Genomic DNA, 23,233 nt, shown 5'->3' on the forward strand with positions numbered 1-23,233 from the left:
ACTTTTTCAGGCAACCCCGGGCCTTTGCCGCCAAACCCCCAACAGCATCAACATACCCAGCAATCCGGACACCCCCAAGGCTCCCCCACCGCCACCGCCACCCGAACTAGCGGCCACGGGTGCGGGCGTTGAAGTGCCTGTGCCCGACCCACCGGTGCTGCTACCACTACCCCCGCTGGTGCTGCTGGGGGTGAAGGTGCGCTCGTTGACAGCGGAATTGGCCAGACGAACCACGCTGGTGTTGCTGCGGTTGGTGCTGGTGTCGGTGACTGTGAGCGCGAATTCAGCAATATTGCCTGCCATGCCTGACTGCACCTGCAAGGCGCTGGTGCTGGTGCCCGCCAACACAACCGGGTTGCCAAACACCTGCTGCCAGCTGAAGGTGAGGTTGGCGCTGCCACCAGCGCTGTTGGTGGACAAAGCCGCATCCAGCACAAACGGGCCATTGCTGGCCACCACAGCCGATTGCTGAACATTGGCCACTGGCAAGGGGTTGCTCAGTGCCCGGGCAGCCTGAACAGCACCCAACACATTCAGCAAACCTGCGCCACAGCTTGTGGGTGTGCAGTCGAGGCGCCCAAACAAACCCGTTGAATTACTGGCGTTGGCTGGATAAGGCCGGGCGCTATTGCGCAACAAGGTGTCAATTTGACTGGGGGTGAGGCTGGGGCGCACCGCCTTGAGCAATGAAATGGCACCTGCCACCATGGGCGCGGAAAAACTGGTGCCTGCGAACAAAAATGCAGTGCTGCCATTGGCGCTGGGTGTAGACCCGCCCGTGTTGCTGGCGCCCGCATAGAGACCCGAGTTGTTGCCCGGTACATGCAAGGTGAGGAAGTTGCTGCTGCCGCCTTTGGCAGAGTAGTTTGCCAGTTGACCATCTTGCTCGGCGGCCCCGGCTGCAATGGTGCCCGCGCAGTTGGCCGGGTACTGCACGGCCCCGCCAGAGTTGTTGCCCGCGGATACCACCACCGACACATTGCGCGCACGCGCATCGGCAATGGCCAGGGCCACCATGTCGTTAGCAGCGCAACCGCCGCCAAGCAGAGGTGTGTCAGTGGCGAAGCTGAGGTTGATTACATTGGCTGGGTTTGGGTTCACGCCAATGTTGGGGTCCACACGCCCTGAGCCAGTGGCCCAATAAAAGGCGTCCACAATATCCGAACTGGTGGCAATGCCGCACCGGCCAGAAACACGCACCGGCAGTACCTTGGCATTCCAGTCCATACCGGCCAGAAACTGCCCGTTGTTGGACTGCGCCGCCGCAACAGAAGCCACGGTGGTGCCATGCCACGAGCTGGTCGTTGAACCATCGGGGCAATTAAAACCGGGGGGCGGTGCATCGCCAGGATCGGAGGGATCGGGGTCTCGGCCGTTGCCATCGTTGGAACCCGAGTCGAATACTGTGCCATTTTCTCGAGTGCCGGTGGGCGGGGTGACGTTGCTGACAAAGTCGTAACCCGGCAATAAGCGCCCTTTCAATTCGGGGTTTTCAAACAACACGCCAGAATCGAGTACGGCGATCACCACGTTGCTGCTGCCACGGGTTTGTTCCCACACGTCTTGCATGCGCAGCGAGGCATACGCGCCGGTGTGCATGTAGCTGGCTTGGTTCACAGAATAGGCGCCGTCGTTCGGGGCGGGCACTGCCGTGCGTTGCAACTGAATATCAGGGCTGGCAAAACGCACGCCCGGCAAGGCTTGAAGTGCCGCGCGAATGGCCTGGGGTGTTTGCAAGCTGCCCAACACCGGCAGGCTTTGCATTTCAACCAAATAACTGTTGGGCTGCAACAGGGGGCGCACCATGCGTACCGAAACCCCGAGGGTGTTTTGCAAGGTTTGCAACATACCGGCGGGCGCAGTGCCCTGTGATTGATCGCCCATGTTGACAACCCAACGCATGGGGGTGGGCGTGGCTGTGGTGGTGACCGGGGCGGTAAGCGGGTTCGCATGAACATTCGCCAATTGCGCAAAACCAAAAATACACATCAGCGATGTGGAAACCTTTACATACAACTTCACATCTGTCCCCTGATTTTTAGAAGCCCCTTCGGCTATATGTTCTTACCCTTGAAGCTCCAGAACGGATTCACCCCACAGTGCGTGCACACTGCGGGGTGACTTGGTACTACTTAATTACTGCTACCTGCTGATTGGCTAATTACTGGCCAATCACACCGCCATCAATGCGTGTCAGCACAATGGTGGCTGAACGTGGGCGGTTGCCTGCGTCTGGCATTACGCCAGCCGCTGGGTTACCAAAGCCGCCGCCGGTGAGCGGGTAAGGCCAGGAACTTGTAGGCGCAGCATTGGAGCCATCTTCACCTGGGTGCTGAATGTTGATGAACAGGGCTTTGCCGTCACCGCTTTCAGTCAAACCAGTAATTTCAGACTCGATTGGCCCTACCAACAAGCGGCGCAGTGTACCCACGGCACCCACCTTGGTGCGTACCGTACCTGCTCCGCCCGCAGTGTTGTCAACATCCACTTCCGAGCCATCGCCCACTTCACCGGGTACAGCAGCAACCAACATACAGTTGGTGGTGTCTGTGAATGCGCCGTCGTCGGTTTGGATGTACAACACACCGGTTTTCTGGGAGAACCACAGACCATCGGGGCTGGACAGTACGTTTTCTTCGGTCAGGCCTGACAAGTTAACGTTCGGGTTGTTGATGTCGTCGTCTTCAGCGCCGAACAGGTAAATGTCCCATGAGAAACCAACGGCGGCTGGCTCGCTGCCGTCTTCGCGCCAGCGAATCACGTGGCCGTTTACGTTGCCCTGAGAACCCGCATCACCAATACCATCATTGTCAGTGTCATTGTCGAAATAAACACGTGGGTTGGCTGGGTCTGCTACACGACGGCTGGTGTTGTTGGTCAGGGTCATGTAGACCTCGCCATTGCGTGGGTTCACGCCACCCCATTCTGGGCGGTCCATGGGCGTACCACCTGCAATGTCGGCCAACAAACGTGTGTTCCAGAACTGTTCGTTTGAATCGGTCACTGTGTAGGTGATCGCAGCGGTGCTCAAGGAGCCAGAACCACGCACTGCAGTGATTGTTGTACCGTCAGCTACGCTGGCCAGGTCGATCCAGTCGCCAGTGAAGTCAGCATCAAACCTGGCCACGTACAGCTTGCCGTCGTCCAGATACTTGTCGCCAGCTTGCAGACCGCCCATCATGTCGGCGGGATCCCAGTTGGCAGTCGATACAAACTTGTAAATGTACTCGTAACGGGAATCGCAACCCATGTAGAACACAACTGGCTTGCCAGCTTCTACGGGGCCGACCCATGCGCCTTCGTGGGCGAAACGGCCCATGGCAGTGCGCTTCTTGGGTGTGCTGTTGGGGCGGAACGGATCAATTTCAACGTTCCAGCCGTAGGTGTTGGCGGCGTTGCGATAGTCGTCAGCTGCGGTAGCGCCCACAATGCCCACGTTCCAGCGGCTGAATGGCTCGCCCACTTGGCCAACTTCGCTGGCGGTGTTCCAGCCTTCACGGCCATTACCCACCGTGGCACGCACGCCATAACGGCGCATGGATGCCTGCTCATTGGATGAACGGGTGCCTGGGTTGCTGTTACCGAAGTAACCGGCCCAGTTTTCTTCACAGGCCAGGTAGGTGCCCCATGGGGTGTAACCGCTTGCACAGTTGTTGATGGTGCCACGTGTGCGTGTACCGTTTGGCGAGTACTTGGTAACCATGAATGGGTTGCCACGCAACGGGCCGCTGATTTCCATGTCGGTCAATGTATGAACGCGACGGTTGAACAGGCTGTTTTGAACCACGCTGTACTGACCATTGCTGCCACGACGTACTTCCACCACTGACACACCGTGAATGTACATTTCTTTCAATGCTTCGTTTGCATCGCGAACGCCAGCCACGCTGGTGGGGCCGTTGACGTGCAAATACTCGGGGGTGATCGCTTCATGGTTGATCACCAGCAGACCACGGGTACTTTCTTCGGGATCCCAGGCGTTGTTAGATCCCAAACCGAAGAAGTACATGCCGTCGTGGTGATCACCAGAGCGGAACTGGAATTCGGATGGGTTGTTGGCTGCATCGGAGCCATCGTTCATGTAATCGGCTACGCCAGCAGCGATGGGGTCACCCAACTTGTACAAAACCTGGAACTGATAACCCTCGGCAACTTGAACTGAATCAGCCAGGCTAAATGGGGTTGAAGTGAAACCTACTGCGTTGAGCTGGGTGCTACCGCCAGTGGAACTGGCCACTGCACCGTCACCACCACCACAGCCTGCCAGGCCGAGAAAGCCCAAAGCAGCAACGCCCACTGAGCCTTTCAAAATATTGCGGCGTGAGGGGTTTTCCAAGTGCTGGTTGATGATTTGCTGGAATGTGGGGCTGGAAAGAACTTCCATTTCTTTTTTGGTTAGTGATGACATCTCGACCTCCGTTTAAGACTCACGGATTGTCTGGCCGCCGTGTTACAGGGTTGTGAGTATTTTTTTAAAGAAATGTTTCAGCTTGAACAGGCGCTGAACAAAGCTGGGCGCGGGTTTTGGCGTAGTGGCACAAAGTATCTTGTTCAGCAGGAAAGTTCGTGGCAAACTTGAACGCCAAGCGATTGATTCCATTGGAGGTAGTTGGTAAATGCCGAATCAAGTCAATGAAGTTCCCAGGCGTAAACAAACCTTGGACAAAGAAAGCAGCATCAGACAAAAAATTTGGAAGTTGTGGTTGGTTTTTTTTGCAGCGGGCCTGGCTGCGGCATTTACCACCAGCATGGCCCAAGCTGATGAAGCCACAGACCAGCAAGAATCCCGGGCAGTGATTGAAGCCCAACTCGAAGCCTTTCAACAAGGCGATGGCCCCAAGGCCTTTTCTTACGCAACCCCCAATATTCAAACCATGTTTGGCGATGCCGACACCTTTATGCAAATGGTGCGCGACGGCTATGATGTGGTGTACCGCCCCGCTTCAGTCCGCTTTGTGAAGTTTGAAACAGATGGAATGAATGCACTACACGCGGTGCAAATGATTGACCGCCAGAAAACGCTTTGGAACGTATACTACGTGTTGCAGAAGCGCCCGGACGGCACCTGGAGAATTTCCAGCTGTGAGACCGAGAAAGCGGAAACCGACCTGATTTGACATGACCACTGAAGCAGCAACACCCACTTGTAACATTGCCCTGACCGACGCGGCCCAAGAGCGCATTCTGGATTTGCGGGACAACATGCACAAACCGGCGATGATCCGCCTGTATGTGCAGGGTGGTGGTTGTTCCGGCTTTGAATACAAAATCGACCTTGCCAAGGAAACGGACGAGGACGATATTTTGGTGCAAATCAACCCCTATATTCACATTTATGTAGACCAGGTCAGCGCCCCCTACCTGGAAGGCACCACCATCGACTATGAAGCCCACACCTTGGCCTCACGCTTTGTGTTCAACAACCCGCAGGCAAAAAGTACCTGTGGTTGTGGGTCGAGTTTCTCGGTGGAATAAGCAATAATTTGTTTCTGGTTGTCACTGCAATGCATTCGCTTCGCGGTGTATTACGGAAACTCAACGGCATTTGATTTCTTCTTTGAACTCGTCGTATTTGGCCTCTCGCTTCACCTTGCATTCGCCATCGCGATATTCCTCTTTCCACGGTGCATCGGCCACAGGCGAGAAGCCGTCTTCACACTTCACTTCTTTTTTGTACTCATAAGGCTTGGATTCAATTTTGACCAGGCACGGGCCATCCCAATACTCTTGCTTGCTGCGTTCCCAATAACCATAGTCGCCGCCACCCCAAGCCAAGGCAGGTGCGGTGAATGCAAATGCGGTCACGGTTGCGGTTAAGGCGATGAACGGCTTCATGGGTACTACCTCGATGTATTTGCGGGTGAGGTAATAACGGGTGGGTCGAAGGGGGAGTTGACGGGGACTGATTGCGTTATTAGATTTGGACGTTACTTACATCTTGGGATTGACTAATGAAAAAATCACTATCGAATACATGGGGCAGTTGGTTCGAAGGCGAAAAAGTTTCTGAGGACTTTATGGAAGAAAGGGAGCAGGATATTCTCTCAGGGGAGTATTTGGAAAAATACGAATACAATTTTTCTTTGACCGATCTGGTGCAAACAGACACCAAACGGCATTCAATTTCAAATTCAAACTCCTTAGTAATATTGACTAGGAAATTCTGATTCTCCTCGAGACAACCCGTATCAACCTCGTAAACACCGGGGACTTCACTTAATAACTTCAGCGTTTGGGTTTTCAATCTAGAATGCTCAACAAACCCTCCTAATGGCTAACGAAATTCACTAATTGAAGTGACCGCGCCACTACCCGGGTCAAAACTTAATTGCAAATCACCGTCATTACTTGAGGCAAGAAAAATCGCTTCAGATCCTCGAAGAAATATGTCGTAGTAACTTAATTGAACATCACCTTTATTATTCGGTAGATCAGCTATCCGATGGCCATCGGCAGACAATACATATGCTCGATTCTTCTTGATTTCGTAAGGAGCTTCGATCACAAAAATATTTGATTGAAAATTTTTAGCTACTAACCCATCTGAACACTCAAGCGAAAACTCCACTCCATTAAAACTCCAAACAACCTTTTTTGGGAGTCGCTCTCCAACGCTTAGACCCAAGGTGTTAGCCCCCGAAATGTAAGGTGCATAAATCTCTTTTAGTTCAAAATTTTCCATACTGACCTCAATTAATTGGCCTCGGTTCACCAATAGGAATCAACTTTGCTCGATCAGAATAATTCAAAATTTGCACTTGACTTCCGCCACCAGCATAAACAGTACCTTCGAAAGTTTGAGGTCCCACTGTACCTCGTTGTATCTGAACACCCTCCGGAATCAGAAACTTTTGCACAGTCCCCACCTCTGGTTTAAATTCTGGTGTCACAGCCAGCTCGTTTCTCACGTAATTTACATTTGGAATATTATCTGTGGTTGCCCACCCTCCAGGGCGGGTCTGTCCGGGCGACATCGCCATTTCTATCACCATTCCACCCTTTGGTCCTGGCTCTGATATTAGAGGTGCACCAGGCATCCAAGGTTCTGAGTTTTTGGGTGCTGGCAACGCCAGTACTTCGGTTCTCTCTTCCCCCTTCAACCCCCACGGATCCACCCAAGTCATGGGGTTCGGCGCGTACCGATAGGCGTTCATTCCACCCAGCAAACCAATGGGGTCTTGCGTGATGAACTGCCCGCTGTTGGGGTCGTAGTAGCGGTGCCTGTTGTAGTGTAGCCCCGTTTCTTCGTCGTAATACTGCCCTTGAAACCGCAGTGGATTGTCCACTTCGTTCACGTGGGCCAGGGCCAGCGCACCGTAGGTTTTGAAGGTGCTGGACCACACCACTTCTGCGCGGGCGTTGGTGATTTCTCGCGGGGTGCCGATGTGGTCGGTGTGGTAGTGGTACACATGCCCTTGGCGCAGGCCGCGCTCGATCATTTCTCCAATGCGGTTGCCGCGCGCGTCGTAATTAAAGCGCCTATTGCCTTGGCGCTTTAACCTGTTACCCGGGGTTTATTGTGGCCTGCGGGCATTGGGGCTGTAGGTTCTGGCAAAGCACGGATTGCTTAAGCAACTCAAGCAATATTGACACGCATCAATCAGATTTTTTCATTTCAAAGATTCGAATAATGCCCGTCTTAATGTTTCTAACTGGTTATTCTCGACAACCAAAACCTTGGCATTTTTATAAAGAACGAGATCTGAAAATGAGCCCATTCCTCCAAAAATACTTTTGAGTTGGCTTCTAACGTAGTTTCTTTCAGAATCGTTTGCACACTGACTCAAAGCCAACATCAAAGATCGCAAGGATGCTGACCAATTGGTTTCCTCTGACTTCTCGAGCAGAGTTATAAGCTGTTGCAAGATCAATTCTGTACTTTTCATTTTTATCTCAATTACTTTAAAGGCCAACTTTCCAAAACTTCAACTCCATCAATCAACCAAGGCTTCTAAATTACGATTTTCTGGGTACCTCCCACATAGTGCCCACCCTGCGAAGCCACGCGCCCAGCGTGGATGGTAGTGTCCAATAGGATTGATCGAACAAGCCGTCTGGGGTGTCACAAAGAATCTCGTCGAGGCGCTTGAACAAGGCTGCCCGCAACGCCGGTCATTCCACTCAGGTCGATGAGTCCACCAACGCCTCCGGCAAAATCACCCAACAGATCGCCGAGCTTCTTGAACTTCTCGCTCTTAGTGGGCAACATGGCATGCAACTGCCCAAGAAAAGCGCGTGCAAGATTTTCCTGGCCAGAAAACCACCACGGATTGAAAGTCACGATGACAGGCTGTTCAGCTTCTGAGCGCTGTTCCAGGAAATGCCGTACATAACTCAGGACCGTAGACTTTCCAGAGCCCCGCTGGCCATAGAGAGCTAGTACCAAGCCATCATCGCCTGGGTAACGACAAATGCTATTGGCAAGGCTTTCGGCAAACGGGGCGTGACCGAACAGATCGTCCTGCGGGTATGAACTAGGACGGTCGGAGTAGAGCGCTATCATTGATATTCTGATTGCAGTTGGGGCGATTAAAGTTCATTCACTCTCCCAGCAGAAGCTTCAAAAATTCTTGGCATGCTGCAGCCTCCTCTCGCCAGTAGGACATTGTGGTTTTGCCTCCTCTCTCTGAGTAATAAATGTGCCAAGTACCATCTTCAGATACCTCCAAACATAATTTCTCATTTGGAACTCCGCCATCAAGACTGTACCGACTTTTAGAAATCCCAAGATTCTTCAGATGAAGACGTAGACTTTCCAAATTCATGTTAATTGACCCTTTTTATTTTCCCCGCCGCCTCAAGATCTTTCATGCTTTGAGACATTTCATATTGCATACCTCCCCCCTCGTAACCAAACCAAGGTTTAGCCGAACCAGACCTGACTTCAATCGGTTGAGTGACTTCATACACTGAGTAGGGCTTTAAATCGGTTCCTGGCTTTGGTGCCCTAGCCCTATACGGAGTCCCCTCAGGGGAGGTATATGTACCGTAAGGTGAGCCATACCGGTCAATTCTTTCTCCGGGCATCAACACTTTAGGTTCAGGCGTAGATTCAAAACCTCGGTTGGGTGGCCACTCGCGATCAGAATATTCATTAAATCTAGACGACTCTCTTGCACGTCTGCTCTCGTCGACATTTCGTTTAACCCTATCTGATCCTTCCTTGCATAACAACCCCCACGGATCCACCCACGTCATCGGGTTCGGTGCGTACTGGTAGGCGTTCATTCCACCCAGCAAACCAATGGGGTCTTGCGTGGTGAACTGCCCGCATTTGGGGTCGAAGTATCGGTGCCTGTTGTAGTGTAGCCCCGTTTCTTCGTCGTAATACTGACCTTGAAACCGCAGTGGATTGTCCACTTCGTTCACGTGGGCCAGGGCCAGCGCACCGTAGGTTTTGAAGGTGCCGGACCACACCACTTCTGCGCGGGCGTTGGTAATTTCTCGCGGAGTGCCGATGTGGTCGGTGTGGTAGTGGTAAACCTGCCCGTGTTGCACCAAGGCCAGCGGTTTGAAGCCGAAAGGTTCAAACAAATAAGTGCGGCTGGTGCTGCTCACGCCCTCATTGATTTCACCCAGCAGCACATCACCATTCCAGTAAAACGTAGTTGTGCTGATGGTGCTTTGCTGTGCACCGGGTTCGGTGGTTTTACTAATCCGCCTGCCCAGTGCGTCGTAGGTGTAGCGGGTTACAACCCCCGCCACGTTCACTTCAACAAGCTGGTTTTGGGCGTTGCAGCGGTAGCGCCTTCTGGAAACTGTGGGTGCAATCTCAACTGCGTTGGCTCGGCGGTTGACTTGCCCCACTAACCTACCTTGCGGGTTGTGGGCGTATGTAGCTTCTTCTCCGTCGCTGTGCTCGGCTTTCAGCAGGGCCCCCAGCGTGGACGACCTTCACGAAGGTCTGTGGTCTAAACCATCAAGATCAGCAATGGTCTCCCAACGCCTATTCATTGATTTTTTTTATTTGATCCACAATTACCAACTCTTTATCAGAAAAATATCCGTGCGCCTCCATTCCTGCCAATGCTTTCTTGAGAAGTTCGATGACTCCACTTAGCTCGTTACCATCTCCACATTGGTCTATCCTCGTCAGGATATTTCTATATACAACCAACCCTTGATTATCGGATCGCATCTCCGAAAACTCAATCAAGCTAAGCACGAGAGACTCTAATTGCGCTGTATCCACAGTCACCAACCTTTAGGCAATAAATCTGTTCTCACGACCGATGCATTCGGAAGGTTCTTGACATCAATAAGTCCTTGATAAGCACCACCAGGCCTAAACTCACCGGTCACACCGGTTTGAGGCGAAGCAATCCCCTCAGTTATCCATGTTCCCTGTGCGGGTTTAAAAGTAGTTATCCATGGCAACGTTGGTGGCCGTGCCATGAATATCCCATTCAAACCGGTAGTGGTAGGTGGGCTTGCCTTCAATGGGGTCACCCCACTGGCGAACACAGCGGGAGTGTTCGCCCGCCTGCTCCCATTCAAAGTAAATGTTGTAGCCGCTTTTTAGCGTGCGCTGAACCAGCACATTGCGTTTGTTGTAGGCGTACTGTTCTTCAAAGCCTGCGGCATCGGTTACGGCCGCAAGCTGGCCCTGTGGGTTGTAGCGGTATTGCACCAGCACCAGTTGATTCAAACCCGATTGGTTTTGTTCAAGGGCGGTGTCGGTTTCGTCTGCTGAATAAACTTTGGCCAGTTGGGCAATTTGTGCAAGCAAGCCTTGTTCGTTGTAACCCAATACCCAACTGCTTTGGCTGCTGTGCAGGTGGGTGGGCATGCCGTGCGTGTAGTCGATTGCAAGTGCATTGCCAAAAGCGTCTTCAATGCGAATCAGCGAGAAGCGCTGTATTTCGTTTTGCGTGGGTTCGCTGCCCTGCGCCATTTCAAGTTGTTCAAAGTGCCAGGCCAAACCCAGACCGTTGCTGGCTTGCAGGCGGTAGGCTTTTTCTGCAGTGCGGGTCAGGCTTAAAAATTCACTGGTGTTGGTGCAGCTTTGGCCCACATTCAAAGGCTTGAAGTAAACGGTGCGGCCTTCTTCATCGATGTAGTTCAGGCTGCTTTCCAGTGCACCCGCCTGGGCTAGCAGGTGCTGGCTTAAGGGGTGCGCCCAACCCACTCCCAGCCCCACATTGAAGCCCTGCTCGGCCAGGCTACTGCGGTAAGTACGCTGCCAATTCAAGCCCACCAGGCCGGGCATGGAACAATCGAGCAGTTGAAGCAATTCTTCACCATTGACCATGCTGATGGGCTCGCCAGCTGTTTTGGTGTCGGCCACCTTGGGTGTGTTTGCACCCTGTGTATTGCTCGCTGCCGGTTTGCCGGGCTCAGCTGGCTTTGCCGCCGCGGTGGTGGTGCTGTTTTTTGAAGATCGGTTGCTGGGGGGCGCACTATCGACTGCACGCAGTTTGGAGGCCTGCGCCTTTTCAACTGCTTTGGCGTAGTTGGCCAGGTGGCGAATTGCCGCCACTGTGAATGGCCCCACTTTGCTGGCACCGTTTGCAACCCTTGCACCCACTCGCGCTAAGCCCACGGCAAGGCTTCCGCCGAAAGTAGCCAAGGCCAACAACACTTCAATACCAATGGCTACCACCACGGTGGCTGCGTTGCGCAATCGCCGCAGGTGGGGCACGCTTTCGGAATAGCCGTCCAGAAATTCACACAGACCTGTGCGCAACAGGCGATCGGAGCCAATCAGGTTGAACAGGCGCATGCCTTCTTTCAGGGCAGCGATCATTTCTTGCGCGGTGTTGTAGGTCGCCATGCCCGCACCCACCAACATTTGCTGAATTTGCGCAAAGTTGGAATTGATCAGGGTTTCAAGCCCATTGCAGGTGGCTTTTACCGCATTCACAGTGAACTCAACACTGATCTTGATCAAGCTCCACAAACCTTCGATAAAACCCATGGCAGCGGCGCCAGCGCCCTGCCCTACGGCTTTGCCTTCTTCCCACAGTTCATGAATACGGTTTTTCGTTTTGAACTCAAGGTTTTGTGCGTCATGCTCGCGCCAGCGGGCCAGCAAAATAGTGGCCATTTCAACCAGTGCTTTTCCGCGTTCGTATTCAGTGCTGCCAGCGGCGTGGGCCCGCAGTTTCGCTTCGCCTGTCCAGTAAATGCTGTTGGGGTTGAGCAGGTCTTTTTGCGGGTTGGCTGTCAGCGGTATTTTCACCACCAGCAAATCGCCCGTGAATGCTGCTGTACGCTGCCTTTCGCTACGGCCCACGAAAAAACCATCGGCATACAAGTCGCCCTGCACCAGGCCAAAGTGGGTCAGCACTTTGCAATCGACGGTTTCGCCGGTGCGCGTGCGCGGAAACCCATGCAGCATTAGTTCATCGAGTTCAGTGTCATTGATCGACTCGCGGTGCAAGGCCAACCAGGGTGACAGTTCGGTGCGTTTTTCGAAGAACGCCCAATAGTTGCCACGAAAACGCAGCCCCAAACCAGGCTTTACCGATTGACCAAAAACGGGAATTTGAACGAAATCCATGAAAGCAGCGCGGGCGAATAACCGTGCGAAGTTACTTGCCAGCCTGGATTTCGGCGAATTGAATCAGTTTGGGTGATGACTACCGGGTGATGGGGTGAGCACCCGGCCTTCAAAAAGTGAGGTTCAGACTATTTTTGCGTTTCGGAAAAGCTGGTCGACAGTTAGGCGGGCCAGGCTGCTTTCATCGCGGGGATCGGTGGAGGAATACAGGCTGACCTGCAAGGCATCCAGCACAGCGAACAGGCGGTTCACGCTGATCGACCCCGGATTCTTCTCCAGAGAAGACACGGTGCGCTGATCAATACCAAGCCTCTCGCCCAATTGTTTTTGGGTGAGCCCCAATTCTCGCCTGCGCGTGCGGATCAGCACGGTGACGTCACTCAGATTTACTTTTTTCAGTGCCATAGTGTTTTGAATTTACTCGGTAATTACAACTTGATGACCGCCATTTTTTCTTGCGTCATGTCGTGCATGGTATGGCCAATACCGCCAACCCCGTAACCCGACTGCCGACGACCTGCAAATGGCATCCAATCAACACGAAACGCAGTGTGATCATTGACCATGACTGCAGTAGCGTCGATTTCGCGCACACAACGCATGGCCACTTTTAACTTTTGGGTAAACACCGCAGCCTGGAACGCCACCGGCAGGCTGTTGGCCTGCGCAATTGCATCGGTCAGCGATTCGGTACCGTAAACACACACCACGGGGCCAAACACTTCTTGGGTACTGACCTTGGCATCGCGGGGTGGATTTAAAAGCACGGTGGGCGAGTAACTTGTGTCGCCCAACCGCTGGCCACCACACAACACCTGCGCACCGGCTGCTACAGCTTCATTAACCCAGTGCTCAACGCGCTTGACTTCATTCGGGTTGACGAGTGGGCCGCATTCCGTATCGGCCAGAATGGCGTTGCCTACTTTGAGCTTCGAGGCCTTGTCGGCAATGGCTTGCGCCAAGGCAGTGGCCATGTCCTCGGGCACGTAAACCCGCTGCACACTGACACAAACCTGCCCGGAATGATAAAAACCGCCCTTGACCAAGGCCGGGATCATGGCTTCAAAATCGGCACAGTCGTCGACTATAACCGGGGCCACACCGCCATGCTCAAGCGCACAGCGTGTGCCAGGTGCCAATTTGCTTTTTAGCCGCCAGCCCACTGCACCCGAGCCGATGAAGCTGAAAAATGCCACTCGGGGGTCGGTCACCATTTGCTCGGCCACGTCACTTTTACAAGGTGCGAAGCGGCACCATTCTTCAGGCAGGCCTGCCTCGTAGAGCATGTTCACAAAGGCCTGGCAACTTAGGGGGGTGGCACTGGCTGGCTTTACCAGCACCGGGCAACCCGTGGCAATGGCCGGCCCCACCTGGTGCACAATCAAATTCAAAGGGTGGTTAAAGGCGGACACCGCCACCACGGGGCCAATGGGCTCGCGGGTGGTGAATGCCATGCGGCCTGAGCCCGCCGCGGTCAGGTCCATTGGAATTTCCGTGCCAGTAAGGTGGCCCAATTCTTTGATGCACAACTCAACACCGTCGATGGCCCGCGTTACCTCGACCTTGGCGTCCATCAGCGGTTTGCCGCCCTCGTTGGCAATTTGAAAGGCGAGCTCATCGAACCGGCCCTGCATCAACTGCGCGGTTTTTTTCAGAATGGCGATGCGCTGGTGCATGGGCAACCAGTTGGCGCGGGTTTTGTGGAGTTGGCTGGCGGTATTCAACCAACCATCGATGGTGGGCCAGTCGACCAAACCCACTTCGCCAATGGGCTTCAGATCGAAGGGGTTGACGACTTCAAGAGTGGCGCTGTTTACCGAGTTGCTCATATCAAACACACCTTTGCGGCCAATTCGTCGATCAGCACACGTTTGTTTTCAGAATAGTCCACCGGCACGTCTACGATGTGCACACCCCCGGCTTTGAAAGCCCGGTCAAAGGTGGGCACCAGCTCTGCGGCGCTGCAAACGCGGTGACCGGTTGCACCATAGGCTTCGGCGTACTTCACGAAGTCGGGGTTGCCAAACTCAAGCCCCCAATCGGCAAAGCCTGCGTGCTCTTGCTTCCAGCGGATCATGCCGTAAGAACTGTCATTCAAAATGGTAACGACCAGGTTCATCTTCAGGCGCACAGCGGTTTCAATTTCTTGCGAGTTCATCATGAAGCCGCCGTCGCCACAAATGGCCATCACCCGGCGGTCGGGGTACAACATGGCAGCCATCATGGCCGAGGGCAAACCGGCACCCATGGTGGCCAAAGCGTTGTCAAGCAGCACGGTGTTGGGCTCGTAAGCTTTGTAATTGCGGGCGTACCACAGTTTGTAAATGCCGTTGTCCAGCGCAATGATGTCTTTGGCGCCCATGGCGCGGCGGGTTTCGGCAACCAAGCGTTGGGGAATGATTGGGAAGCGGTCGTCGTCTGCACCCTCTTTGATGTGCAGCTCGACTTCGTCCCGAATGCGGTTGAAGTAGGCCAGGTCGCACACCACTTTGCCGCCAATTTTCTGGGTCAGCTTTTGCACAGAGCGGGCCACATCGCCCACCACTTCGCATTGCGGAAAATACACCTGGTCTACTTTGGCCGAACGGTAATTCACGTGAATTACTTTCTTGCCGCCATGGGCCATGAAAAACGGCGGCTTTTCAACGACATCGTGACCCACATTGACAATGAGGTCGGCCCGCTCAATGGCGCAGTGCAGGTAGTCGCCATCAGACAAAGCGGCGGTGCCCAGAAAATGGGGCGAGCCTTCATCCACGACACCCTTGCCCATTTGCGTGCTGAAAAACGGAATGCCTGTGGTTTCAATGAATTCTTGCAAAGCCAGCCTGGCCTGTTTGCGGTTTGCACCGGCACCCAGCAACACCAAGGGCATGCGGGCCGAGCGGATCATTGAAACGGCTTCGTTCAGCACTGTTTCGTCGGCCACGGCATAGTGGCGCTCGCTGCGGGGAATAATCGATGCGGTGGTCGGCTCGGCGGCAATGTCTTCGGGCAACTCGAGTAACACGGCACCGGGGCGTTCTTCTTCGGCGATACGAAATGCTTCGCGAACCAGAGCAGGAATGTTGTTGCCATGAACAATTTGCTTGCTCATTTTACAAATTGGCGCAAACAGATTGACCACATCGATAATTTGAAACTGGCCTTGTTTGGACTTCTTGATGGGCTTTTGCCCGGTGATCATGATGAGCGGAAATGCACCCAGGTGCGCATAAGCAGCGGGGGTGGTGAAGTTGGTTGCACCTGGGCCAAGGGTGGCCATGCACACGCCGGCGCGGCCAGTGAGGCGACCATAGGTAGCAGCCATAAAACCGGCCCCTTGTTCGTGGCGGGTCAGCACCAGCTTGATACTGCTGTTGCGCAGGCTTTCTACCATGTCGAGGTTTTCTTCGCCCGGCACTGCGAATATGTGTTTTACGCCTTCTGCTTCCAGGGCTTGAACAAATAGGTCGGATGCTTTGGTGCCTTGGGTCGACATGGTCGTTCTCCTGAATAGTGAACGACCAGTGTCTTCCTCTTAGATTTCAATATCAATACCTTTATCCATTCTGGGTAGTAACTTGCCTACACACCCAATCAGGCAGCCTTCAGTGCCATCAAGCCCGTACTGATGTGGTCGCTTACCTTGGGCTTTACGGTTTTTCCGTTGGGGCCGGTCAGCACATATTCAGCCGGGTTAAAGCGTGCAATGCGCATGCGGTATTCAGCGTTCAAGCCGGGGTACAAAGTGTTGTTGCGGCCATTGGGGCTTAGGTACCAACTGGCGCAACCGCTTTTCCACACGGTGTGTTCGCTGCGGAAGTCCATGGTGTTCACGAACTTCTGCTCTACTTCGGGCTTCACCGAGATTGCTTTCAGCTTGCGCTTTTGGCGCAGTTTGATCGCTTGAATCACATAGCCAATTTGCGCCTCTGCATAGGCAATCACCGAGGTGTGGCCCGGGCCTGTGAACGGGCCCACCAGGAAATACAGGTTGGGGAAACCGGCCGTTGAAATGCCTTGGTAGGCTTCCGAGCCGTCTTTCCACTTGTCATTCAAGCTTGCGCCACCAATGCCTTTGGCATCGATTGGCGAACCTGTGTGGCGCACTTCGTAGCCGGTGGCGTAAATGATCACATCCAGTTCATGCTCCACACCATCGGCGGTGCGAATGCCTTTTTCGGTGATGCAATCAATGGCATTGGTTTCCAGGTGCACATGCTCTTTTTGCATGGTGGGGTACCAGTCTGAACTGACCAGAACGCGCTTGCACCCGAACTTAAACGTGGGGGTCAGCTTCTTGCGCAGTTCAGGGTCTTTCACCTTGCGAGCCAGGTAGCTGCTGGCCATTTTCTCGGGTTGAGCCTTGAACATGTCGTACTTCAAAATCAAAAATGGCGCGGTCAATTCATTGAACCAGTAAACACCCAAACGGTTCATTTTCATGTTCAGCGGGGTTTTGCGGTTCAGTGCTTTTTCGGCTTCTTCAATGTTGCGGTCGGGGCGCGGCATGATCCAGTTGGCCGTGCGCTGAAACACCACCAGGTTTTTCACCTTGTCAGCAATGGCAGGACCAACCTGAACGGCAGTGGCGCCAGTACCAATCAGGCCGACACGCTTGCCTTCGAGCTCTACGGAATGATCCCACGCCGCTGTGTGCACGGTTTTGCCTTTGAACTTTTCGGCGCCTTTGAATTCTGCAACCTTGGGTGCACTGAACGGGCCCACCGCTGTGACCACATTGCGGGCCTGAATGGTTTTGCCATCGGCTGTGGTGATGTTCCACAAGCCGGCTTGTTCATCGAACACAGAACCAGTAATGCTGGTGTTGAATTGAATGTAGGGATACACGCCGTACTTGGTGGCGCAGTGGCGCAGGTATTTGTAAATTTCGCCCTGTTTGGCGTAGCTGTTGCTCCACTCGGCCCATGGCTCGAAGGAGTAGCTGTACAGGCTGCTTTTGACGTCGCAACCGCAACCTGGGTAAGTGTTATCGCGCCAGGTGCCGCCCACATCGTGGCCCTTGTCGAAAATCTTGAAATTGGTTTCTCCTGCTTTCAGCAATTGAATACCCATGCCCAGGCCGGAAACGCCTGCGCCGACGATTGCTACTTCGAGAATGTTTTGTGCTTCTTTCTTTGAGCTGGCCATGTGGTGTGTCTCGTGTTGTGTTGGTTTTCGATGAAGTGCAGTGTAGGGGCTTGGGTGCAACAGGCGTGAGTGTGAAAAGTGACTACTTTGGAGTCAATTTGGGCCACAAAGACTGAACTGATGAATCTGGCAGGTTACTTGAATGCCTCCATATACTCTATTAAATTTGTAATCGATCGATTACAATTAATTGTTGATGTACAAAATAAAAAGCCTGCCAGAATTCAGCCAATGGCTCGAATCGCTTGATGACAAACTGCTGAAGGGTGCAATTCTTGGCCGACTTCGACGAATAGAGTTAGGCCTGAAAGGCGATGTAAAAACTGTCGGCGAGAGGGTGTATGAACTTCGCATTCACCTTGGAGCAGGTTGGAGAGTGTATTTCACTGAACGCAATGGAGATCTAATTGTGCTGTTGTGCGGTGGAAACAAACGTACCCAGACCAAAGGCATAAAGAGAGCGAAAGATCTTTCCTCAGCAATTAAATAGAGAGTCGAACCAATGAGAACCGAAAAATTGGAACTGAATGAGATTGAAAACTTTTCAATTTCCGAGCATTTGGACAGCCCAGAAACTATTGCAGCCTATTTAACGGACATTCTGGAAAGCAACGACCCTGCGTTGCTTGCCGCTGCTTTGGGCGATATCGCTCGTGCCAAAGGTATGAGCGATGTCGCCAAATGCACGGGAATCACCCGAGAAGCACTTTACAAAGCGCTTAGAAATAATGCGTCCCCACGATTCGAGACTGTGGCCAAAGTATGCTCTGCATTTGGAGTCAAACTCGTGGCACAAGCCATGCACTGACCACACATCAAATTAGCAGCAAAGGAGTACAACATGGAATGGTTTCAAGCACTAACAACCTTGGCCCTGGGTGGTTTGTTCGGCGGTATTCTGGCCTTCTCGGCTTTGTTCGCGCCACTGGTGTTCACCAAGCTGCCCATGGAACAGGCGGGACCGTTCATTCGAGCCGTGTTTCCCTGGTACTACCTGTACGTGATCGTGTTTGGCTTTCTCAGTGCCATTTTTGCAGGGCTTTCCGGTGGCGGCTTTTGGGTGTTGTTTCCATCGGCGTTGGTCGGCTTGGCCAGCGTGTACACACGGCAAATTCTGATGCTCCAAATCAATGAACTTCGCGACCGGGAACTGGCTGGGGACACAGCAGCCGGTGCTGAATTCAATCGCAAGCACCGGCTTAGCGTGATCATCAACAGTGTGCAATTGCTGGTGGCTGCAGCCACCCTGGTTTACTGGGCATGGAACTGAAAGACCTTCCGCAGCTTCGGCTGCTGGAACAAACCACAGTGGCACAAGCCTACCCGCTGTTTTTCGTGAACTATGCAGTGCAACGCGGCTTTGCGGCCGAGCAAATTCTGCAACACAGCGGGCTGACACTGGCCCAGTTACAAGTGCCCAACAGCCGCATCGCCGCTGCCCAGCATGGCATCATCGTGATGAATTTGCTGGCGCTGTTTCAAAGCGAACACATTGCCATCGACATGGGCTTGCAAAGCAGCCTGACCAAAGCGGGCATGATCGGTTTTGGTTTGATGAGTTGTGCAACCCTGCGTGAGGCCATTGAACTGGGTATTCGCTTTTTGCCCACCAAAGTGCCCTTCTACACCATAGACACCAGTGAAGACGAACGCACCCTAACGTGCCACGTGCGCGAAGCCATGCCCCTTGAACCCGTGCGCAAATTCGCAATTGAAAATTTTGTGGTTGAAGTGTGGCGGCTGTTTGAAAGCCTGTTCAACCCGATGGGCAGCGCACGTGAAGCAAGCGGCATTGAGCTTTGGTTTGATTGGCCCGAGCCACCTTACTACGCCAGTTATGCCAGCAGCCTGCCCAAGTGCCGTTTCAATGCTGCGGGCAATCAAATTCGAATACCCGCCAAGTGGCTCGACCTGCCCCTGCCCACAGCCAATGCCAGCACGGCGCAAATGGTGATTCAGCAATGCGAGCAGGAATTGATTGCGCTGGGCCTGGGTGACAACTTAAGCGGTCGCGTGAAGAACCTGCTGATTTGCCGGGAGGGCCGCTACCCGCAGCTTGAAGACATGGCCGAGACACTGCACATGTCGGTGCGCACACTCAAGCGCAAGCTACAAAATGAAGGGTGCAACTTCACTGATTTGCTGGGCGAGGTGATTCAACGTGATGCTTGTCTGCTGCTTGAAACCAGCAAATTGAATGTGGATGAAATTGCACAACGTGTGGGCTACCAAGACCGTGCCAATTTCACCCGGGCATTCAAAAAACTGACTGGCAAAACTCCGAGTGAATACCGGGAGTGGGTGAACTACGTCGTCAAGAAATGACTGACCAAGCCTTGCGCATCGATATCATGCGGCAAGCTGACATGGTCAGTGCCTTTCACGGTGGCCACCAAAGGTTTTACAGCGAAATGCTGCATCAGGCGCAATGACGAATCATGAGGTACCACTTCATCATTTTCAGCCAGCAACACAAAGGTGGGGTTGCGCACATTCGCAGCGCATTCATTCGATTTGAATTTGCTGCGCAACAACAGTGACACTGGCGCCAAAGGCACTTTCTTTTTGGCAATGCTGATCAAGCTGTCGTATGGGGTAAACAAGACCAGCTTATGCACCGGCGTACTGGCAGCCAGTTGCATGGCAACCCCTGTGCCAAGGCTACGCCCGATCACGGAAATCTGATTGCGATCACACCAGGGTTGCTCGGCCACCCATTTGTAAATAACCCGTGCATCGGCCACCAAATTCTTTTCCATTGGCGTACCTTGGGAATTGCCATAGCCGCGGTAATTGAAAAATACCAGGGGTAAATTCTTGAAACCTTGCGCTTCGTTCAACAGCCAGCGAACGTCTTCGCTACGGCCACCAAAGTAAACGGCACAAGGTGCCTTGCTGCCCGCACCGCCCATGCCTGCAGGCATGCGTACCCAACCTTCCAGCTCAACGCCGGGCGCCACGTGCAGACGCAATTCGGTGAACTCGTGCGCATGGTGAGTCAGCACATCGTGGTGCTTTAAAGCCGGGCTGAAAATGTGTTTGGTTTGACTGAAGTAGAGGTAGGTCCAATACGCCGCAAAACCCATGGAGGCAGACAGCGCCACACGTGGCACCAAACGCGACTCGCCTAAACGGGCTTGTTTTTCTTGAACATACTTCATGGCTGCACTTCTTTACAAAATGGTTACTGGTCACACTACACAGTGTATTGAAACCAAACTGTCACAAAGGTTCAAAGTGCTTGCAGAAATGGCGTTAAATCAACGTTTGGAAGGAATTGCCCACATGACCTGTCACAATGACAGGTCATATTTCAGGAAATCTTCCCGGGACAAAACAGGGAAACTTCCGTAGCGTTGAACCGATTAGCAGGAAGAGGACAAGAACATGAAATTCAAAACAAGCGCGATTGCGCTAGGGTTGGCCGTGGCATTGGCGGCCTGCTCCAAAAAAGAAGAAACAGTTGCCCCGGAAGCTGCAGCACCGATTGAACAGGCTGCGCCCCAAGCGGTGGCCTATGTGACCCACCAGGATGGTCCTGTGACCGTTTATTCGCTGGCAGATTATTCCAAAGTGGGCGAGATCAATGTGGGTGAAGGCGGCCGTGGTGTGGGCCTGACCGACGACGGAAAACTGCTGGTTGTGGCCGTCAAGGAAACGAAGGACCTTGCGATCGTTGACACAGCCACCGGGCAAGTGGTGCGCCGGGTGCCCGTGGGCATCAACCCTGAATTTGTCCGCGTATTGGGCAACATGGCCTTTGTGGCTTACGAGCCAGCGTCCAAAGGCGGGCCACCTCCAAAACCAGGATCGGAAGAAGCCAAAGCCATTGAAAAAGAACGCGAGGAAGGTGATGAACTGCCTGCCCAAGTTGCAATCATCGACCTGGTAAAAGGCGAGAAAATCAAGGAAATCACGGCTGGCTTCGAGACCGAAGGCATTGAGTTTTCAGCCGATGGGAAACACATCATCGTGACCAATGAGGCCGATGAAAACGTGTCTGTACACAGCATTGAAACCGGTGAGAAGATCAAGCAGATCGACACCGAAAGCTACGGTATTCGCCCACGCGGCGTGAAGCGTTCACCCGATGGCGAGCAGTTTGTAGTCACCCTGGAATACGGCAACAAAATGTTGATTCTGGACAAAGACTACAATGTGATCAATGAAGCGGCCACGGGCGAGGTACCCTATGGCGTCACTTACACCCGCGATGGTTCCGAGATTGTGGTGGCCCTGGCACGTGGTAAAGCGATTCAAGTGTTCGATGCAAAAACGCTTGAGCTAAAACGTGAAATGCCGGTGGGCGAGCGTTGCTGGCACTTCAGCTTTACACCCGATGACAAGCAGCTGATTGTGGCCTGCGGCCGCAGCAACAACATTTTGGTGTTGGACTATGCCACCGGCAATGTGATCAAAGACATTCCCGAAGGCAACATGCCTTGGGGTGTGATGGTGTCGCCGAAATCGGTGGGATCGCTGGATATACCGGGGTAAGCGATGAAACGCTCGTTGATTGTTGCAGGCTCGATTCTGGTCACTGGTTTACTGTTCAACAGCGCGAGCCATATTGCTTTTGCTGCGGGAGATTTGACCAAACAGGAGCCTGTGTACTTCACTGTAGAGTTGAGCAACCAGGCTGGTGAGAAAAAATTTTCACCATCCACCCTGCAGTTTGAAACGGGCACCCTGACAGTTTTAAACATTCACAACAAAGGCGAAAAGTCCTATTACTTTGGTTCCAATGGCCTTGCAGATTCGGTATACACGCGCAAGGTTGTTGTACTCGGATCTGCCAGTGAAACACCGTTGGCCGAAATTTACGGTCCGGTACGGCGGGTCGAAGTGTATCCGGGGCAGACCGTTCAGTGGTGGTTTGTTCCGATAAGGACAGGCAACTTCAACGACCTGTTTTCCAGACAGTCTGAGGCAGAAGCAGGCATGAAAGGAACCGTCAAGATCAACTAAAGCTACAAAAACTCAATCCTTTGTACTCCTAAACGAATTTTCCGCGTTAATCAATGAAACGGTTGCCACTATGCAACACCTTTATGTGATTAACGTCGTTTAGGAGTCACCTATGAGACGCGTATTTAATGTCATCGACAGGGGCATTGCAAGCAGCCCAACGAATGCCGAGACCGCACCGGGCAATAGTATTGAGGCGGTCCAGGCTGCTTGGGCCCAAGCACTTCGCTGCGACTTTGGCCGCACCCGCGACGCCATGTTGTGCCACTTGGCTGAAACCACACAAGAATTGGCACACCAATACCCAAATGATTCAAAGGTTCTACTTTGGAACGGTATTGTGCTGACAGGTTACGCGAAATCATTGGGAGGCCTGTGTGCGCTGCAGTTTCAAGCCCACGCCAAAGCTTCCCTGGAACGTGCCATTGCACTGGCACCCAATGACGGGGCCGCCTACCTTTACCTTGGCCTTCTGTACGATCACGCCCCCGCTTCACCTTATGGCTTTGGCGATGAAAACATTGCCAGGTCCCTGCTTGAACAGGGTTTGAAACTGACCCTGAGCTCAGCCGAGCAACTGCGCCGCGCATAAAAAAAGGAAAGCCAACTCTGCTTGGCCTTCCTTTCTTG

The 23,233-nt window shown here is 53.2% G+C and carries 25 protein-coding genes; 10 read left to right on the forward strand and 15 right to left on the reverse strand.

Annotated features, from left to right (window positions below; genetic code table 11):
* Positions 1–6: 6 nt before the first annotated feature.
* Both B4N58_RS03405 and B4N58_RS03410 read right to left on the reverse strand, forming a co-directional pair.
* A complete protein-coding gene (locus B4N58_RS03405) occupies positions 7–2,022 on the reverse strand; it encodes a S8 family peptidase (RefSeq protein ID WP_291745787.1) in 2,016 nt (671 codons plus the stop codon).
* Positions 2,023–2,161: 139 nt separating this feature from the next.
* Positions 2,162–4,408, reverse strand: a complete 2,247-nt coding sequence (locus B4N58_RS03410) for a PhoX family protein (protein WP_291745789.1) — start codon at positions 4,406–4,408, stop codon at positions 2,162–2,164.
* Positions 4,409–4,616: 208 nt separating this feature from the next.
* Here B4N58_RS03410 and B4N58_RS03415 point away from each other — a divergent pair, with 208 nt between their 5' ends.
* Both B4N58_RS03415 and B4N58_RS03420 read left to right on the forward strand, forming a co-directional pair.
* On the forward strand, positions 4,617–5,117 hold the full coding sequence (locus B4N58_RS03415; protein ID WP_291745791.1) for a DUF4864 domain-containing protein: 501 nt from the start codon (positions 4,617–4,619) through the stop codon (positions 5,115–5,117).
* A 1-nt stretch (position 5,118) separates the two neighbouring features.
* On the forward strand, positions 5,119–5,475 hold the full coding sequence (locus tag B4N58_RS03420) for a HesB/IscA family protein (RefSeq protein ID WP_008247649.1): 357 nt from the start codon (positions 5,119–5,121) through the stop codon (positions 5,473–5,475).
* 60 nt (positions 5,476–5,535) lie between these two features.
* Here B4N58_RS03420 and B4N58_RS03425 read toward each other — a convergent pair whose 3' ends face one another.
* Entirely contained in the window at positions 5,536–5,835 is a 300-nt protein-coding gene (locus B4N58_RS03425) for a hypothetical protein (protein WP_171100957.1), read from the reverse strand.
* Positions 5,836–5,951: 116 nt separating this feature from the next.
* Between B4N58_RS03425 and B4N58_RS03430 the strand changes: the two genes are divergently transcribed.
* Complete coding sequence (locus tag B4N58_RS03430) at positions 5,952–6,167, forward strand: hypothetical protein (RefSeq protein ID WP_171100959.1); 216 nt, start codon at positions 5,952–5,954, stop codon at positions 6,165–6,167.
* Between the two features lie 107 nt (positions 6,168–6,274).
* On the opposite strand, the gene B4N58_RS03435 is transcribed toward B4N58_RS03430, so the two are convergent.
* The 11 genes from B4N58_RS03435 to B4N58_RS03485 all read right to left on the reverse strand — a co-directional run bounded on the left by B4N58_RS03435 (position 6,275) and on the right by B4N58_RS03485 (position 17,635).
* Positions 6,275–6,682, reverse strand: a complete 408-nt coding sequence (locus B4N58_RS03435) for a hypothetical protein (RefSeq protein WP_291745793.1) — start codon at positions 6,680–6,682, stop codon at positions 6,275–6,277.
* A gap of 7 nt (positions 6,683–6,689) precedes the next feature.
* Positions 6,690–7,439 (reverse strand): RHS repeat domain-containing protein, encoded by a 750-nt coding sequence (locus B4N58_RS03440; protein WP_291745795.1) that lies wholly within the window; start codon positions 7,437–7,439, stop codon positions 6,690–6,692.
* Between the two features lie 171 nt (positions 7,440–7,610).
* Positions 7,611–7,886, reverse strand: a complete 276-nt coding sequence (locus B4N58_RS03445) for a DUF6966 domain-containing protein (RefSeq protein WP_291745797.1) — start codon at positions 7,884–7,886, stop codon at positions 7,611–7,613.
* Between the two features lie 176 nt (positions 7,887–8,062).
* Complete coding sequence (locus B4N58_RS03450) at positions 8,063–8,503, reverse strand: KAP family P-loop NTPase fold protein (RefSeq protein WP_291745799.1); 441 nt, start codon at positions 8,501–8,503, stop codon at positions 8,063–8,065.
* Between the two features lie 263 nt (positions 8,504–8,766).
* Positions 8,767–9,807 (reverse strand): RHS repeat-associated core domain-containing protein, encoded by a 1,041-nt coding sequence (locus B4N58_RS03455; RefSeq protein WP_291745801.1) that lies wholly within the window; start codon positions 9,805–9,807, stop codon positions 8,767–8,769.
* A gap of 139 nt (positions 9,808–9,946) precedes the next feature.
* Positions 9,947–10,165: a hypothetical protein gene (locus tag B4N58_RS03460; RefSeq protein WP_291745803.1), complete on the reverse strand. Its 219-nt coding sequence runs from the start codon at positions 10,163–10,165 to the stop codon at positions 9,947–9,949.
* A gap of 189 nt (positions 10,166–10,354) precedes the next feature.
* Positions 10,355–12,502: an RHS repeat domain-containing protein gene (locus tag B4N58_RS03465; protein ID WP_291745805.1), complete on the reverse strand. Its 2,148-nt coding sequence runs from the start codon at positions 12,500–12,502 to the stop codon at positions 10,355–10,357.
* 123 nt (positions 12,503–12,625) lie between these two features.
* Positions 12,626–12,907 (reverse strand): helix-turn-helix domain-containing protein, encoded by a 282-nt coding sequence (locus B4N58_RS03470; protein ID WP_008247601.1) that lies wholly within the window; start codon positions 12,905–12,907, stop codon positions 12,626–12,628.
* A 23-nt stretch (positions 12,908–12,930) separates the two neighbouring features.
* Positions 12,931–14,331 (reverse strand): aldehyde dehydrogenase family protein, encoded by a 1,401-nt coding sequence (locus B4N58_RS03475; protein ID WP_291745807.1) that lies wholly within the window; start codon positions 14,329–14,331, stop codon positions 12,931–12,933.
* Positions 14,328–15,983, reverse strand: a complete 1,656-nt coding sequence (locus B4N58_RS03480) for an acetolactate synthase large subunit (protein WP_291745810.1) — start codon at positions 15,981–15,983, stop codon at positions 14,328–14,330. Before B4N58_RS03480 ends, B4N58_RS03475 begins: the two co-directional genes overlap by 4 nt.
* Positions 15,984–16,081: 98 nt before the next feature.
* Complete coding sequence (locus tag B4N58_RS03485) at positions 16,082–17,635, reverse strand: flavin-containing monooxygenase (RefSeq protein WP_291745812.1); 1,554 nt, start codon at positions 17,633–17,635, stop codon at positions 16,082–16,084.
* 196 nt (positions 17,636–17,831) lie between these two features.
* Here B4N58_RS03485 and B4N58_RS03490 point away from each other — a divergent pair, with 196 nt between their 5' ends.
* Genes B4N58_RS03490 through B4N58_RS03505 form a run of 4 tightly spaced genes read left to right on the forward strand, consistent with a single transcriptional unit; the run spans position 17,832 to position 19,960 of the window.
* Positions 17,832–18,125, forward strand: coding sequence for a type II toxin-antitoxin system RelE/ParE family toxin (locus B4N58_RS03490; protein ID WP_291745856.1), 294 nt, complete (start codon positions 17,832–17,834; stop codon positions 18,123–18,125).
* 12 nt (positions 18,126–18,137) lie between these two features.
* On the forward strand, positions 18,138–18,443 hold the full coding sequence (locus B4N58_RS03495; RefSeq protein ID WP_040512202.1) for an addiction module antidote protein: 306 nt from the start codon (positions 18,138–18,140) through the stop codon (positions 18,441–18,443).
* A gap of 33 nt (positions 18,444–18,476) precedes the next feature.
* Positions 18,477–18,905, forward strand: a complete 429-nt coding sequence (locus tag B4N58_RS03500) for a DUF4149 domain-containing protein (protein ID WP_291745815.1) — start codon at positions 18,477–18,479, stop codon at positions 18,903–18,905.
* Positions 18,896–19,960 (forward strand): AraC family transcriptional regulator, encoded by a 1,065-nt coding sequence (locus B4N58_RS03505; protein ID WP_291745817.1) that lies wholly within the window; start codon positions 18,896–18,898, stop codon positions 19,958–19,960. Before B4N58_RS03500 ends, B4N58_RS03505 begins: the two co-directional genes overlap by 10 nt.
* Here the strand turns inward: B4N58_RS03505 and B4N58_RS03510 are convergent.
* Positions 19,942–20,796, reverse strand: coding sequence for an alpha/beta hydrolase (locus B4N58_RS03510; RefSeq protein WP_291745819.1), 855 nt, complete (start codon positions 20,794–20,796; stop codon positions 19,942–19,944). The genes B4N58_RS03505 and B4N58_RS03510 overlap by 19 nt on opposite strands.
* Positions 20,797–21,022: 226 nt before the next feature.
* Here B4N58_RS03510 and B4N58_RS03515 point away from each other — a divergent pair, with 226 nt between their 5' ends.
* From B4N58_RS03515 to B4N58_RS03525, 3 genes are all read left to right on the forward strand, one after another.
* On the forward strand, positions 21,023–22,132 hold the full coding sequence (locus tag B4N58_RS03515) for a cytochrome D1 domain-containing protein (protein ID WP_291745821.1): 1,110 nt from the start codon (positions 21,023–21,025) through the stop codon (positions 22,130–22,132).
* Between the two features lie 3 nt (positions 22,133–22,135).
* Entirely contained in the window at positions 22,136–22,603 is a 468-nt protein-coding gene (locus B4N58_RS03520) for a hypothetical protein (RefSeq protein ID WP_291715817.1), read from the forward strand.
* Positions 22,604–22,715: 112 nt separating this feature from the next.
* Entirely contained in the window at positions 22,716–23,195 is a 480-nt protein-coding gene (locus tag B4N58_RS03525; protein WP_008247589.1) for a hypothetical protein, read from the forward strand.
* Positions 23,196–23,233: the final 38 nt, after the last annotated feature.

The sequence above is a fragment of the Limnobacter sp. UBA3528 genome, from assembly GCF_002377005.1.
In the GTDB taxonomy this organism is placed as follows: domain Bacteria; phylum Pseudomonadota; class Gammaproteobacteria; order Burkholderiales; family Burkholderiaceae_B; genus Limnobacter.